Below are 13,804 nucleotides of genomic sequence, written 5' to 3' on the forward strand. Positions count from 1 at the left end.
CTCAGGCTCCTTCCGGCATCTCGCGCGACGCCGCCTTCTCGACCGAGACCGTCCGGCGCTCGATCCGCTTCTCGATGTCGGGGCCGACGACGACCACGCGGTCGACGTACACGCCGGGCAGGTGCACGGCGTCGGGGTCGAGGTCGCCGGGCTCGACGAGCTCCTCGACCTGGGCGATGCAGACGCGGCCCGCCATCGCCGCGAGCGGCGAGAAGTTGCGGGCCGACTTGTCGAACACGAGGTTGCCGAAGCGGTCGGCCCTGAGCGCGTGCACGAGCGAGAAGTCGGTCGTGATCGCCTCCTCCAGCACGAACTCGCGCGGCTCGCCCGCGACCTCGAAGGTCTGCACGGGCTTCGGCGGGCTCGCCACGGCGATCGTGCCGTCGGCGTGGTAGCGGCGCGGCAGTCCCCCCTCGGCGACCTGCGTGCCGACGCCCGTCTGCGTGAAGAACGCGGCGATGCCGCTGCCGCCGGCCCGCAGCTTCTCGGCGAGCGTGCCCTGCGGGGTGAGCTCGAGCTCGAGCTCGCCCGAGAGGTACTGCCGCTCGAACTCCTTGTTCTCGCCGACGTACGAGGAGGTCATCTTGGCGATGCGCTGCTTCGCGAGCAGCACGCCGAGCCCCCAATCGTCGACGCCGCAGTTGTTCGAGACGACGGAGAGCCCGTCGACCCCTGCATCGAGCAGGGCCTGGATCAGCACCATCGGGATGCCGCAGAGCCCGAACCCGCCGACGGCGAGACTGGCTCCTGAGGGGATGTCGGCGACCGCTTCTTGGGCGGACCCGACGACTTTGTCGAGTGTCACGATGCACCTTCCTGTGTCTCCGCGGCCTGGATGCGGGTGCGGATCACATCGATCACGCTACCGGTGCCGGAGGCCGACATGAGGATCGTGTAGTGGTTGACGTCGTCGACCTCGTGGACGACGAGCTGCGGAAGCCTCGCCGCCGAGGCGGCGACGAGCGGTTCCGAGTAGAGCGGCGCGCCGTCCTGCAGCCCCCGCGGCGCCCGGAAGAAGTCGACCGGGCCGGGCAGCGCGGCGAGCGCCTCGGCGTAGCCCGCCGAACCGTCGAGCTCGAGCGCGTTCACCGCGACCGCGTCGGCGTTCGCCGAGCTGCGCAGCTCGGGCGCCTCACCCTCGAGGTCGTAGTCGACGTACGCCTCGATCGCGTCGCTCCAGTACGGCCCGAGCGCCGGATGCCTCCGCCAGAAGGCGGTGTACGCCGCCCGGTCGGGGAACGTCATGGCGAGCCGCTCGAGCGCCGGGCCGAGCAGCAGCGCCGGCAGGTCCTCCGGCGCCACGCCCTCGGGCGCCGGGATCGGCAGGCCGCCGTCGACGAGGGCGACGCCCGCGACGCGATCGGAATGCCGCTCGGCCAGCCGAACGGTGACGAAGGCGCCCATCGAATGCCCGACGACGTACGCCCGCTCGACGCCGTGCGCGTCGAGCACGCGGGCGAGGTCGTCGGCGTGCTGCTCGAGCCCGTACGGCGCCGGCAGCCGGTTGCTGCGTCCCCGTCCGCGCAGGTCGGGCGCGATCACCCGCCGCTCGGGCAGCCCGTCGGCGAGCTGGTCCCACGCGCGATGGCTCGCCGTGATGCCGTGCACCGCGAGGATCGGCGGCCCCGCGGCATCCGCATGCCAGACGCCGCCCGCGATGGCGCCGCCCACGACCGGGGCGGTGAAGGCCGTGCCGGTCATCGCGCGCTCCATCCGCCGTCCATCGTGCAGCTCGCGCCCGTCACCATGCCCGCGTCGGGTCCCGCGAGCCACAGTGCGAGGCTCGCGACCTCGGCGGGCTCGACGAGGCGCTTGATCGCCGACTCGGTGAGCATGATCCGCGGCAGCACCTCTTCCTCGGTGATGCCGTGCAGGCGCGCCTGGTCGGCGATCTGCTTCTCGACGAGCGGGGTGCGCACGTAGCCCGGATCGATGCAGTTCGAGGTCACGCCGTGCGGGCCGCCCTCGAGCGCGGTCACCTTCGAGAGCCCCTCGAGGCCGTGCTTCGCGGCGACGTACGCCGCCTTGTACGGCGAGGCGCGCAGGCCGTGCACGCTCGACAGGTTGATGATGCGCCCGAAGCCGCGCTCGTACATGCCGGGCAGCGCCGCCCGGATCAGCAGGAACGGCGACTCGAGCATGAGCCGGAGGATGAACGAGAACCGCTCGGGCTCGAACTCCTCGATCGGGCGCACGTGCTGGATGCCGGCGTTGTTCACGAGGATGTCGGCGTCGAGCGAGAGGCCCGCCAGCGCCGACGTGTCGGCGAGGTCGACGGCCCACGACTCGCCGCCGAGCTCGTCGGCGAGCGCGGCCGCGGCGGCGCCGTCGAGGTCGGCGATGACGACGTGCGCGCCGGCGTTCGCGAACGCCCGGGCGCACGCCGCGCCGATGCCGCTCGCTCCCCCGGTGACGACGGCGCGCCGTCCGGTCAGATCGGTCACGTTTCCTCCTTGCTGGCCGCGCCCCCGCGCGGCGTGGTGGGTGGGGCGGGATGTCCCGGGCTCATGCATCGGTCGTCGCCTCCGGCTCCATGGGGTGGCTCCTGCGCCCCGATCGGATGCGCTGCGGGAGGCCGGCGATGCCGCCCGGCAGGAAGAGCACGACGAGGATGAAGAGCGTGCCGAGGATGAACAGCGGCTCGCTGAGCGGCACCCGGAGCAGGGCCGGGAGCCCGGCGATGAAATCGGAGCCGGCGAGCGCGGTGAGCCGCTGGTCGAGCAGCGTGTAGACGAGCCCGCCGACGATCGCGCCCCAGCGGTAGCCAACCCCGCCGAGCACCACGATGACGAGCAGCGTGAGCGTGAAGTCGGCGGTCGCGATGCGCGGCGACGCACCCGACTGCAGCAGCAGGTAGGCCATGCCCGTGACGACGGCGAGCACCGAGGCCACGACGAAGACGAGGAGCTTCACGGTGTACGGGCGCAGGCCGAGCACCCGCACGCGCAGCTCGTTCTCACGGGTCGCAGCGGCGACGTGCCCGGCGCGGCTCTGCTCGACCCACAGCACGACGAGGTACACCACCACGAGCACGCCGAGCGCGAGCCAGTAGAGGTTGCGGGTGTCGACGACCCCCACGAGGGCGTCGGGCACGTGCTCGATGTCGAGCGAGAGCCCCTCGTCGCCGCCCGTCGCACCGCCGGGGTTGCGGCGGATGAGCACCGAGCCGGCCTGGGCGAAGGCGAGCGTCACCATCGCGAACGAGATGCCCGTCACCCGCAGGGCGAGGGCGCCGACCGTCATCGCGAGCACGAGTCCGCCGATGAGCGTCACGAGGATGGCGACGACGAAGACGAGGTCGCTCGGCCACTCGGGCGGCGCGAAGGCGTCGAGCGTCATGCCGAGCCCGTACGCGCCGGCGGCGAAGAAGAGCGCGTGCCCGAACGAGAGCAGTCCGGCCAGGCCGAACATCATGCGGTAGCCGAGGGCGAGCGCGGCGATGAGCATCGCGTAGGCGAGCAGCTGCAGCGTGCCCGGCGTGTACGTCGGCCCCGGCAGGACGCCGGGGAGGTCGATCGCGAGGAGCGGCAGCACGGCGAGCACCGCGACGGCGGCCACGCCGCCGATCACCGGACGGAGGGCCCTGGCCTGCGAACGGTTCAGCCTCGACATCATGCGACCTTCCCCATGAGCCCCGTGGGGCGGACGAGCAGCACGGCGGCGAGCGCGACGACGACCACGAGGTCGCCGGTGCCGCCGAGGTAGAAGTTGGCGAACTGCTGCAGCACCGCGACGAGCACCGAGGCGACGGCCGCGCCCGTGAGCGAGCCGAGCCCGCCGATCACGGTGACGATGAAGGCGAAGATGAGCAGCACGCTGCCGAGGTGCGCCGAGACGTAGCCGTAGTAGACCGAGGCGAGCACGCCCCCGAGCCCCGCGGCGGCACCGCCGATCGCGAAGACGATCGTGAACGAACGACGCACGTCGATGCCGAGGGCCGACACCATCTGCCGGTTCTCGACCCCGGCGCGGATGATGAGCCCGTACCGCGTGCGGTGCAGGAAGAGCACGATGCCGCCGAGTACCACGAGCGCGCACGCGATGAGCAGGAACCGGTCGTTCGGGATCTTCGCCCCGAGGATCTCGGTCGTCTGCGTGAGCCATTCGGGCTTCGCCGTGTAGATCGGGTCGGTGCCCCAGATGCCCTCGAACAGGGCGACGGCGGCGAGCGAGAGCCCGACGGTCACGAGTGCCTGCTCGATGTGCCGTTCGTAGAGCCGCCGGATCAGGAGGTACTCGGTGAGGGCCGCGACGATCGCGCCGACGGCCATGCCGACGAGCGCCGAGACCGCGAGCCCGAGCCATGTGCCGTCGGACACCCGGCGGCCGACCTCCCAGCCGAGGAACGCCGAGACGGTGAGGAACGCGCCGTGGGCGAAGTTCAGCACGCCCATCAGTCCGTAGATGAGCGAGAGCCCGCTCGCGACGAGGAAGTAGAGGGCCCCGAGGCCGAGGCCCGTGATGAGCAGCAGGACGACGGTGCTCATCAGGCGGCCTCGCTCGCGTCGTGCACGCCGAGGTGGCGCTGCACGAGCGCCTCGTCGTCGAGGAACGCGGATGCGGTGCCGGTGAACACGACGCGCCCGCCCGAGAGCACGACGACCCGTTCGGCGAGCCGTCGGATGACGTGCAGGTTCTGCTCGACGAGGAGGATCGGCACGGTCGCGGCCGCGGCGGCGAGGGCCGTCGCGACCTCGTCGACGATGCGCGGCGCGAGCCCCTTCGTCGGCTCGTCGACGAGCAGCAGGCGGTTGTCGTTCACGAGTGCCCTGGCGAGCGACACCATCTGCTGCTGTCCGCCCGAGAGGGTGCCCGCGCGCTGCGCCCGACGCTCCACGAGGTCGGGGAAGAGCCGTTCGACGAGCTCGCGCCGCGGTGCGGCGTCGCGCTCGGCGAGCCGGAGGTTCTCGGCGACCGTCAGGCCGCCGAACACCTCGCGGTCCTCGGGCACGTAGCCGACGCCGCGTTGCACGATGCGGTGCGTCGGCAGGGCGTCGATCCGCTCACCGGCGAGGCGCACGTCGCCCGTGCGCTCGATGAGCCCGAGGATCGACTTCACGGTCGACGTCTTCCCGACGCCGTTGCGGCCGAGGAGGGCGGTGACCCCCGTGGCCGGCACCTCGAACGCCACGTCCTCGACGACCTGCTGTCCGGCGATGCGCCCGGTGAGGCCGCGAACGGCCAGGATGGGCTCGCTCACATCGCCTCCCCGAGGTACGCGGACTGCACGGTGGGGTTCGCCATGACGGCCTCCGGGGTGTCGACGGCGAGCAGTTCGCCGTGGTGCATGACCGCGACGCGGTCGACGAGGCCGAGCACGACCTCCATGTGGTGCTCGACCATGAGCACGGTGCGCCCGCCGCGATGCAGCCGGCGGATGACCTCGGTGAGAGCGGGCACGTCGCCGGAGGCGACGCCCGCCATCGGCTCGTCGAGCAGGATGACCTTCGGGTCCTGGGCGATGAGCATCGCGATCTCGACCTTGCGCTTCTCGCCGTGCGCGAGACCGGATGCCTCGGCGTCGACGCGGTGCCCGAGCCCGACCTCCTCGAGGCTCTCGAGGGCCCGGCTCGTGGCCGCGTCGCCCGCCCGCGGAATGCGCACGAGGCTCGTGGCGCCGCCCAGGCGCGCCTGCGCGGCGAGCCGCACGTTCTCGAGCACGGTGAGTGCCGGGAACAGGCTCGAGGTCTGGAAGGTCCGGCCGAGCCCGGCGGTCGCGCGGCGGTGGACGGGCTCCCGCGTGACCTCGACGCCGTCGAGCAGCACTCGGCCGGCGGTGGGGCGCACGACCCCCGAGACGACGTTGAAGAGCGTCGTCTTGCCGGCGCCGTTCGGACCGATCACGCCGAGCATCTCCCCGGCGCGGACCTCGAGCGAGACGCCCTCGAGGATGCGGGCCCCGCCGATGCGGAGCCCGATCCCCTCGAGAGCGAGCATCGCGTGATCGCTCGTCATGCGGTCACTCGCCCGCGACGGGCGGGGCGACCGTCTCGGCGTCGACGGTGTCGACGAGCTCGGGCACCCAGGCGTCGCCGTCCTGCACGAGCTTCGCCTGGTACATCGGCTGGATCATCGCGTGGTCCTCCTCGCGGACCGTGATCTCGCCCTTGACCGAGTCGAACGTCCAGCCCTCGAGCGCGTCGACCATGCCGTCGACGGTGTCGCCGCCCTCGCGTACCGCCTGCACGAGCATCTGCGCAGCGACGAAGCCGTCGGGCGAGAACAGGTCGGGCGTCGCCCCGGCCTCGTCGAGGTGCTCGATCATGGCGGCCTCGACGTCGGTGCCCGCGGCGCCCGCGAAGTAGTGGTTGAGGAAGGAGATGTCGCTCGAGGCGTCGCCGTAGGCGCCGTACGTCGCGACGTCGCCGAGGCCGGTCACGACGGGCGCGGCGTCGAACACGCCCTGCTGGGCGAGCGCCGTCCACATGGCTCCCGACGAGGCGCCGGCCCAGGCGACGAACACGAGGTCGGGCGAGGCGGCGACGAGCTGCTGCGCGAAGGGCGTGAACTCCGTCGCGTCCTCCGCGACGAGCACGCCCTCGACCGTCGCGCCCTGGCCGCCGAGGACGGCCTGCACGCCCGCGAGGTTGCCCTGGCCGAAGGCGTTGTCCTGCGCGAACACGACGACCTTCTTGCCGGCCGGGTCGCCGATGAACGTGCCGGCGGTCGCGACGTCCTGGTAGGTCTGGCGGCCCGAGCGGAACGTGTAGTCGTTCGCGCCGGTGATCGCGTCGGCCGCGGCCGGGCCCGAGATGTAGAGGATCTCGTTCTGCTCGGCCTGCTCGGCGAGCGCGGTCGCGATGCCCGAGACCACCGTGCCGGCGATGATCTGCGTGCCCTGGCCGATGACGTCCTTCGCGAGCGAGACGGCCGTGTCGGGGTTGCCCTGGTCGTCGAGCCATTCGATGTCGAGCTCGCGCCCGTCGACGGCACCCGTGCCGTCGGTCGCGTAGTCGAGGCCGGCCTCGAAGCCCGCGGTGTAGGCCTCGCCGTAGGCGGCGAGCGGGCCCGTCTGGCTCGTGATCATCGCGACCTTCACGGGGGCGGCCGCGTCGCCCGACGCATCGCCCCCGCCTCCGGTCGTGGTCGGTGCGCAACCGACCAGGGCGATGGACGCGGCGGCGATGACGGCCGTCGCGAGATACGTCTTCGTAACCCGCATGGTGTGTGTGCCTCTCAACGGTGAACGGCTGTGTGACGGGCGCCGCGATCTGCGACGCCCGGTGTGCGCTCACCAGTATTCGATGCGCATGCCTGCAGCGTCGATGTCGAGAATCGCAGTCTCGATGTGCAGTTCTGCACATCGCGTGCGCGGCGATCGTCGCCCCGGGGGAACCTAGACTGGAAGCACACCCCACCTGCTGACGAAGGAGTCACCCCACCATGAGCACGCCCGACGTCGTCATCATCGCCGGCGCCCGCACCCCGTTCGCCCGCATCAACGGCAACCTCGCCTCGCAGTCGGCGGTCGAGCTCGGCACCGCCGCCATCCGCGGCGCGCTCGAGCGGGCCGGCGTCTCACCCGACGACGTCGACGCCGTCATCATGGGCCAGGTGCTGCAGGCCGGAGCCGGCCAGAACCCCGCGAAGCAGTCGGCCGTCGCCGCGGGCATCCCGTGGCGCGTTCCCGCGACGACCGTCAACAAGGTGTGCCTCTCGGGCCTCGTGGCGATCACCGACGCCGCGCGCCTCATCCGCCTGGGCGAGGCCGACGTCGTCGTCGCCGGCGGCCAGGAGTCGATGACGAACGCACCGCACCTGCTGCCGGGCTCCCGCACCGGCAAGACCTACGGCGACTGGACGATGGTCGACCACGCCGCGCACGACGGCCTCACCGACGCATTCGACCACGAGTCGATGGGCGCCTCGACCGAGCGCGTCAACACCCGCTACGGCATCGGCCGCCCCGAGCAGGACGAGATCGCGGCAGCGTCGCACGTGCGCGCCGGCGCGGCGCAGGCCGCCGGCCTCTTCGACGACGAGATCGTCGCGGTCGAGATCCCGCAGCGCAAGGGCGACCCGGTCGTCGTCGCCGAAGACCAGGGCGTGCGCCCCGACTCGACGGTCGAGGTGCTCGCGAAGCTCCGCCCGGCGTTCGCCGCCGAGGGTACGATCACGGCGGGCAACTCGTCGCCGCTCTCCGACGGTGCGGCGGCCGTCGTCGTCGCGAGCCGCGAGTGGGCCGAGTCGAAGGGGCTCCCGTGGCTCGCGCTCGTCGGTTCGGCCGGACAGGTCGCGGGCCCCGACAACTCGCTGCACTCGCAGCCGTCGAACGCCATCGCAGCCGCGCTCGAGAAGGGCGGCGTCGCCGCGTCCGACCTCGATCTCGTCGAGATCAACGAGGCGTTCGCCGCGGTCTCGCTGCAGTCGGCCCGAGACCTCGACCTCGACCTCGAGCGCGTCAACGTCCATGGCGGCGCGATCGCGCTCGGCCACCCGATCGGCGCGTCCGGCGCCCGTCTCGCACTGCACGCCGCGCTCGAGCTCTCGCGCCGCGGCGGCGGGAACGCGGCGGTCGCCCTCTGCGGCGGCGGCGGCCAGGGCGAGGCGCTCCTGCTCAGCCGCTGACGGATCGGCTCTCGTTGGTCGGGTAGCGAGCGACGAGGAGCACGCGTATCGAGACCCGGTGATCAGGTCTCGATACGATGCTGCGTCGCTACTCGACCATCGGAGGCCGTGCGACGATAAGCGCATGACGACGCCAGCGCACCCCCCGCTCGACCACCGGCTGCGCCGCATGGTCGGGCGCGACCCGTCCGAATCGCACCGCGCAGCGACTCCCCTCGAGCTGCTCTTCGACCTCACGTTCGTCGTCGCATTCAGCCAGGCCGGCACGCAGGCGGCGCACCTGCTCGAGATCGGGCACTTCTCCTCCGCGATCATCGCGTTCTCGCTCGCCGTCTTCGCGATCTGCTGGGCGTGGATCAACTACACGTGGCTCGCGAGCGCCTACGACAACGACGACGTGTATATGCGCGTCGCGACCATGGTGCAGATGGTCGGGGTGCTCGTGATGGCGCTCGGCATGCCCGCGTTCTTCCACTCGGTCGACGGCGGCGAGCACGTCGACAACGCCGTCATCATCGCGGGCTACGTGATCATGCGCCTCTCGACGATCGCGCTCTGGCTGCGCATCGCCCGGCACGATCCGTCGTCGCGACGCACGGCGCTGCGCTATGCGGGCTACCTCGCCGTCGTGCAGGTCGCCTGGATCGTGCTCATCGTCGTCAACCTCCCGTTCGCGCTCACGCTGTGGATCTGGCTGCTGCTCGGCATCTGCGAGATGGCGATCCCACCGCTCGCCGAGCGCGGCGGCGGCTCGACGCCGTGGCATCCCCACCACATCGCCGAGCGGTACGGCCTGCTCGTCATCATCACGCTCGGCGAGGTCGTGCTCGGCACGATCCTCGCGATCTCGGCCTCCGTCGAGGCGGAGGGATGGTCGGTCGATGCCGGCCTCGTGGCGTTCGGCGGCACGATGCTCGCGTTCGGGTTGTGGTGGACCTACTTCACCATGCCCTCGGGCAAGCTGCTCGCGCGGTTCCGCCGCCGCTCGTACATCTGGGGTTACGGCCACATGGTCGTGTTCGGCTCGCTCGCGGCGACCGGTGCCGGACTGCACGTGGCGGCGAACGCGATCGCGGGCCACGTCCCCATCGACGACGTCCAGGTGCTCGGCACGGTCGTCGTGCCCGTCGCGATCTTCCTCACCGCGCTGTTCACGCTCTACAGCTTCCTGATGGGCCGGTTCGACCCGTTCCACATCGGGCTCTTCGTCGGCAGCATCGCGGTGCTCGCGGTCGCGGTGGTCGCGGTCGCGGCCGGCGCGAGCCTGCCGGTCGGCATCGTCGTCGCCGCCTGTTCGCCGATCGTCGTCGTGGTCGGGTACGAGACGGTCGGCCACCGGCACCAGCGCGCGGCCCTCGAGGACATCCTGCGCTGAGCCGGGCACGACGACGCGGATGCCCCGGCGCTCGGCCGGCGCATCCGCGTCGTTCGCCGGGTCAGGCGTTCGGCCGGTTCGCGCGCAGCACCTCGAGGCGTGCGCGGTACTCGGTCTCGTCGATGTCGCCCTGGGCGAAGCGCTCGGCGAGCGTCTGCTCGGCCGTGCGGCCGCCGCGCGCCCACGGCGGGCCGTAGCCCGAGGCCTGCGCCTCGGCCCAGTAGCGCCGGCGGTTGCGGCTGACGAGGAAGATGATGAGCCCGATGACGAGGATCCAGAAGATCGGGATGAGGAAGAACATCCACCCGAAGCCGGCGCCCCAAGGGCCGACGTGGGTGGCCGCCGTGGCGGCGAGGGTCGTGAACATGAGGTGCTCCCGGTTGATTCGTGCGGTCGCGTCTCGACCGTCGATTCGAGTCTCGCGACGCTGGACTCCGCGCGAATCCGCCGTGCGGAGTCACTTCGCGTGCTCCCCGGGGAGCATGCGCGGCCGAGCCGGCTACCGCGGACGGACGGCCTACTCCTGCCAGCCGGGCGCGACGAGGCCCGACTCGTAGGCGACGACGACGAGCTGCACCCGGTCGCGCGCGTGCAGCTTCTGCATGATGCGCGAGACGTGCGTCTTCGCCGTGAGCGGGCTCAGCACGAGCCGCTCGGCGATCTCGTCGTTCGTGAGGCCCTGGCCGACGAGGCGCAGCACCTCGCGCTCGCGGTCGGTGAGCACCGAGAGGGATGCCTCGTCGGCATCCCGCAGCCCGGTCGCGAATCGCTCGAGGAGCCGTTTGGTGACGCCCGGCGACAGCAGCGCCTCACCACCCGCGACGACGCGCACGGCCCGGATGAGGTCGGCGGGCTCGGTGTCCTTCACGAGGAAGCCGCTCGCACCCGCGCGCACGGCCCGGGCGACGTACTCGTCGAGCTCGAACGTCGTCACGATCACGACGTGCACGCCGGCCAGGGCCGGGTCGGCCGCGATCTGCTCCGTCGCCCACAGCCCGTCGCCGCCCGGCATGCGGATGTCCATGAGCACCACGTCGGCGGGCGTACGGCGCACGAGCGCGAGCAGCTCCTCGCCCGTCGAGGCCTCGCCGACGACCTCGAGGTCGGGCTCGGAGTCGAGCAGGGCGCGGAACCCGGCGCGCACGAGCACCTGGTCGTCGGCCAGCGCGACGCGGATCATGCGGTGCCTCCCCACGGCAGGACGGCGCGCACCCGAGTGCCGCCCAACGGGGCGCGGCCGAGCTCGACGGTGCCGCCGAGGAGGGCCGCCCGCTCGCGCATGCCGAGGATGCCGCGACCCGCGGTCGTCGGATCGTCGGCATCGCCCGGCCCGACGCCGTCGTCGTCGACCGTCGCGACGAGCCCGTCGGCGGTGCGCTCGAGCACGACGACGGCACGGCGGGCGCCGGCGTGGCGGACGACGTTCGTGAGCGCCTCCTGCACGATGCGGTAGGCCGCGAACTGCACGGCTCGCCCGGGCGGTTCGGCGAGCCGGTCGACGAGCTCGACCGAGAACTCGGGCGTTGCGAGGCCGTGGACGAGCCGAGGGAGCTCGGCGAGCTCGGCCTGCGGGACGAGCGGAGCATCCCCGTCGCGGATGACGCCGAGCACGCTGCGCACCTCGTCGAGCGCCGTCTTCGACGTCTCCTTGATGTTCGCGAGCGCCGCGCGGGCCTGCTCGGCGTCGCGATCCATGAGATGGAGCCCGACGCTCGCCTGCACGTTGATCTGCGAGAGCGCGTGCCCGATGACGTCGTGCAGCTCGCGGGCGATGCGCACTCGCTCGCGCTCTTCGGCGGTCTGCCGCCGCCGGGCCGCCTCGGCCCGATAGGCCGCCGCCCGCGTGCGGCGCGAGCGCACGAACCAGCCGATGCCGAAGCAGGCGGCGAGCGCGAGCGTCGTCGCGGCGATGCGGAAGGGATGCCACGAGAGCCCGAGCAGCGATCCCAGTGCGAGGGCGGCCGCCCAGCCGGTCACGACCGAGGCGACGGCCCAGACGACCGCACCGCGCACGACGGCGAGCACGATCGCGAATGCGAGCGCGAGGTACGGCGGGCCCGCGTCGGGGGTGAAGAGCAGGTCGGCGATCGCGACGAGCGTCACGAACGCGACGGTCGGCCCGGGCATCCGTCGCGAGGCGAGCAGCGCGAGCGGGCCGACGACGGCGAGCGCGACCTGCACGATCGCCGCCCACGGCTCGAGCCGCAGCCAGAACGCGATGCCGATCGCGGCGGGCAGCTGCACGACGAGGCTCACGACGACGGGCGCCCACAGCACGACGGCGGCGGGCGGGCGCCGCTCGGGTCCCGCCCACGGCGGTCCGCCGCCGGCCCACGGCGGTCGGCCGCTCCAGGTCTCGGCGCTGCGTACTTCGGGCACGGCCCGATCGTATCGCCGTGTCCGTTCGCGGGCGTCGGCCCCGCGGCGGCTCATCGGCTACTCCCCCGGGAGTACGCGGCTCCGCGCACGGCGCTCGGGTCGACGGTCGGGGTCGGCGCGCCGTCGCTCAGAACAGCGAGACGGGCTTCACGATGTCGGCGTAGATGAGCAGCGCGCTCATCGCGCCGAACACGACGACGACCGCGAGGGTCACGGGCATGAGCTTCGCGAGGTCGACGGGGCCGGGGTCGGGACGCTTGAAGAGCTTCGCGAAGCCGCGGCGGATCCCCTCCCAGAGGGCGCCCGCGATGTGGCCGCCGTCGAGCGGCAGCAACGGGATCATGTTGAACACGAAGAGCATGACGTTGAGGGCCGCGAGGATGCCGACCATCCAGGCCGCCTTGTCGACGACGGCCACGTCGTCGAGGGCGGCGACCTCGCCCGCGACGCGACCGACGCCGACGACCGACATCGGCCCGTTCGGGTCGCGCTCCTCGGGGCCGAACGCCGCCTGCGCGACGTCGACCATGCGCTGCGGCAGGTTGAAGATCACGCCGGCGACCGCGTTCATCTGGTCGCCCACGGCCGGCAGCACCGCTGTGATCGGCTGCTGCACGGTCTCGGATGCCGCGCCGATGCCGACGAACCCGACGTCGACCGTGACCGGCTCGCCCGAGGCATCCTTCACGATCTGGCCGTTGTCGCCGATCGCGTACTGGGTGCTGAGCATGGGCGTGACCGTCAGCGCGACCTCGTCGCCGTCGCGCACGACGACGACTGGGATGGCGTCGCCGGGGTGCTCCCGGATGATCGCCGTCGACTGCGCCCACGAGTCGATGGGCTCCCCCGCGACCTCGACGATGCGGTCGCCGGGCTCGATGCCCGCGGCGGCGCCGGGCGCCGTCGGGTCGCCCGGCTCGCAGGTCTGGCGTTCGCTCGTCGCAGGCAGCGCGCAGGCCGAGACGGTGCCGACCGTCGTGGAGGCCTGCGTGACGCCGAACCCCATGAGCAGCACGCCGAACAGCACGGTCGCGAGCACGAGGTTCATGAACGGGCCGCCGAACATGATGACGATGCGCTTCCACACGGGAAGCCGGTAGAAGGCGCGGTCCTCGTCACCCGGGGTGATCGACTCGGCGCTCGAGTCGCGCGCGTCCTGCACGAGCCCGCGGAAGAAGCCCGTCGAGTCGGACCCGACCGCGCCCTTCTTGCCGGGCGGGAACATGCCGATCATCGAGATGTACCCGCCGAGCGGGATGGCCTTCACGCCGTACTCGGTCTCGCCCTTGCGGCGCGACCAGATCGTCGGGCCGAACCCGATCATGTACTGCGTGACCTTGACGCCGAAGAGCTTCGCAGGCACGAGGTGCCCGATCTCGTGCAGGCCGATCGACAGGGCGAGGCCGACGACGATGATGGCGACGCCGATGACGAACGCGAGCACGGAATCCACGGTCGACAGCGTACTGCCGACGGCTCGGA

14 protein-coding genes are annotated in these 13,804 nt (G+C 72.3%); 2 read left to right on the forward strand and 12 right to left on the reverse strand.

What is annotated here, in order from left to right; translation table 11 throughout:
- Window position 1: 1 nt before the first annotated feature.
- From AC3RJ6_RS15505 to AC3RJ6_RS15540, 8 genes are all read right to left on the reverse strand, one after another.
- The gene (locus tag AC3RJ6_RS15505; RefSeq protein ID WP_491427998.1) at window positions 2-805 is read right to left on the reverse strand and encodes a CoA transferase subunit A; all 804 of its coding nucleotides are present in this window, start codon (window positions 803-805) and stop codon (window positions 2-4) included.
- Window positions 802-1,701 carry an alpha/beta hydrolase gene (locus tag AC3RJ6_RS15510; RefSeq protein ID WP_491428000.1) on the reverse strand — a complete coding sequence of 300 codons (900 nt, stop codon included), beginning with the start codon at window positions 1,699-1,701 and terminating at the stop codon, window positions 802-804. Before AC3RJ6_RS15510 ends, AC3RJ6_RS15505 begins: the two co-directional genes overlap by 4 nt.
- Window positions 1,698-2,444, reverse strand: a complete 747-nt coding sequence (locus tag AC3RJ6_RS15515) for a 3-hydroxybutyrate dehydrogenase (protein WP_491428001.1) — start codon at window positions 2,442-2,444, stop codon at window positions 1,698-1,700. Before AC3RJ6_RS15515 ends, AC3RJ6_RS15510 begins: the two co-directional genes overlap by 4 nt.
- A gap of 61 nt (window positions 2,445-2,505) precedes the next feature.
- Window positions 2,506-3,615 (reverse strand): branched-chain amino acid ABC transporter permease, encoded by a 1,110-nt coding sequence (locus AC3RJ6_RS15520; RefSeq protein WP_491428002.1) that lies wholly within the window; start codon window positions 3,613-3,615, stop codon window positions 2,506-2,508.
- A complete protein-coding gene (locus AC3RJ6_RS15525) occupies window positions 3,612-4,487 on the reverse strand; it encodes a branched-chain amino acid ABC transporter permease (RefSeq protein ID WP_491428003.1) in 876 nt (291 codons plus the stop codon). Before AC3RJ6_RS15525 ends, AC3RJ6_RS15520 begins: the two co-directional genes overlap by 4 nt.
- Window positions 4,487-5,200, reverse strand: coding sequence for an ABC transporter ATP-binding protein (locus AC3RJ6_RS15530; protein WP_491428004.1), 714 nt, complete (start codon window positions 5,198-5,200; stop codon window positions 4,487-4,489). The genes AC3RJ6_RS15525 and AC3RJ6_RS15530 overlap by 1 nt, the downstream gene beginning before the upstream one ends.
- Window positions 5,197-5,955: an ABC transporter ATP-binding protein gene (locus AC3RJ6_RS15535; protein WP_491428005.1), complete on the reverse strand. Its 759-nt coding sequence runs from the start codon at window positions 5,953-5,955 to the stop codon at window positions 5,197-5,199. Before AC3RJ6_RS15535 ends, AC3RJ6_RS15530 begins: the two co-directional genes overlap by 4 nt.
- 4 nt (window positions 5,956-5,959) lie before the next feature.
- The gene (locus tag AC3RJ6_RS15540; RefSeq protein ID WP_491428006.1) at window positions 5,960-7,162 is read right to left on the reverse strand and encodes a substrate-binding domain-containing protein; all 1,203 of its coding nucleotides are present in this window, start codon (window positions 7,160-7,162) and stop codon (window positions 5,960-5,962) included.
- A gap of 221 nt (window positions 7,163-7,383) precedes the next feature.
- Here AC3RJ6_RS15540 and AC3RJ6_RS15545 point away from each other — a divergent pair, with 221 nt between their 5' ends.
- Complete coding sequence (locus tag AC3RJ6_RS15545; protein ID WP_491428007.1) at window positions 7,384-8,568, forward strand: acetyl-CoA C-acetyltransferase; 1,185 nt, start codon at window positions 7,384-7,386, stop codon at window positions 8,566-8,568.
- A gap of 124 nt (window positions 8,569-8,692) precedes the next feature.
- Window positions 8,693-9,943 carry a low temperature requirement protein A gene (locus AC3RJ6_RS15550; RefSeq protein WP_491428008.1) on the forward strand — a complete coding sequence of 417 codons (1,251 nt, stop codon included), beginning with the start codon at window positions 8,693-8,695 and terminating at the stop codon, window positions 9,941-9,943.
- Between the two features lie 61 nt (window positions 9,944-10,004).
- On the opposite strand, the gene AC3RJ6_RS15555 is transcribed toward AC3RJ6_RS15550, so the two are convergent.
- The 4 genes from AC3RJ6_RS15555 to AC3RJ6_RS15570 all read right to left on the reverse strand — a co-directional run bounded on the left by AC3RJ6_RS15555 (window position 10,005) and on the right by AC3RJ6_RS15570 (window position 13,775).
- Window positions 10,005-10,310, reverse strand: a complete 306-nt coding sequence (locus AC3RJ6_RS15555; protein WP_491428009.1) for an SHOCT domain-containing protein — start codon at window positions 10,308-10,310, stop codon at window positions 10,005-10,007.
- 150 nt (window positions 10,311-10,460) lie between these two features.
- Window positions 10,461-11,123 carry a response regulator gene (locus AC3RJ6_RS15560; protein WP_491428010.1) on the reverse strand — a complete coding sequence of 221 codons (663 nt, stop codon included), beginning with the start codon at window positions 11,121-11,123 and terminating at the stop codon, window positions 10,461-10,463.
- A complete protein-coding gene (locus tag AC3RJ6_RS15565) occupies window positions 11,120-12,322 on the reverse strand; it encodes a sensor histidine kinase (RefSeq protein WP_491428012.1) in 1,203 nt (400 codons plus the stop codon). Before AC3RJ6_RS15565 ends, AC3RJ6_RS15560 begins: the two co-directional genes overlap by 4 nt.
- Window positions 12,323-12,449: 127 nt before the next feature.
- Window positions 12,450-13,775: a M50 family metallopeptidase gene (locus AC3RJ6_RS15570; RefSeq protein ID WP_491428013.1), complete on the reverse strand. Its 1,326-nt coding sequence runs from the start codon at window positions 13,773-13,775 to the stop codon at window positions 12,450-12,452.
- Window positions 13,776-13,804 lie beyond the last annotated feature (29 nt).

It is taken from the genome of Agromyces cucurbitae, from assembly GCF_058349945.1.

Excerpts from the sequence above, each read along its gene's own strand:
- AC3RJ6_RS15560 (WP_491428010.1), bottom strand. The coding sequence starts at position 11,123 with ATGATCCGCGTCGCGCTGGCCGACGACCAGGTGCTCGTGCGCGCCGGG.
- AC3RJ6_RS15510 (WP_491428000.1), bottom strand. The coding sequence starts at position 1,701 with ATGACCGGCACGGCCTTCACCGCCCCGGTCGTGGGCGGCGCCATCGCG.
- AC3RJ6_RS15520 (WP_491428002.1), bottom strand. The coding sequence starts at position 3,615 with ATGATGTCGAGGCTGAACCGTTCGCAGGCCAGGGCCCTCCGTCCGGTG.
- AC3RJ6_RS15545 (WP_491428007.1), top strand. The coding sequence starts at position 7,384 with ATGAGCACGCCCGACGTCGTCATCATCGCCGGCGCCCGCACCCCGTTC.
- AC3RJ6_RS15540 (WP_491428006.1), bottom strand. The coding sequence starts at position 7,162 with ATGCGGGTTACGAAGACGTATCTCGCGACGGCCGTCATCGCCGCCGCG.
- AC3RJ6_RS15525 (WP_491428003.1), bottom strand. The coding sequence starts at position 4,487 with ATGAGCACCGTCGTCCTGCTGCTCATCACGGGCCTCGGCCTCGGGGCC.
- AC3RJ6_RS15535 (WP_491428005.1), bottom strand. The coding sequence starts at position 5,955 with ATGACGAGCGATCACGCGATGCTCGCTCTCGAGGGGATCGGGCTCCGC.
- AC3RJ6_RS15555 (WP_491428009.1), bottom strand. The coding sequence starts at position 10,310 with ATGTTCACGACCCTCGCCGCCACGGCGGCCACCCACGTCGGCCCTTGG.
- AC3RJ6_RS15550 (WP_491428008.1), top strand. The coding sequence starts at position 8,693 with ATGACGACGCCAGCGCACCCCCCGCTCGACCACCGGCTGCGCCGCATG.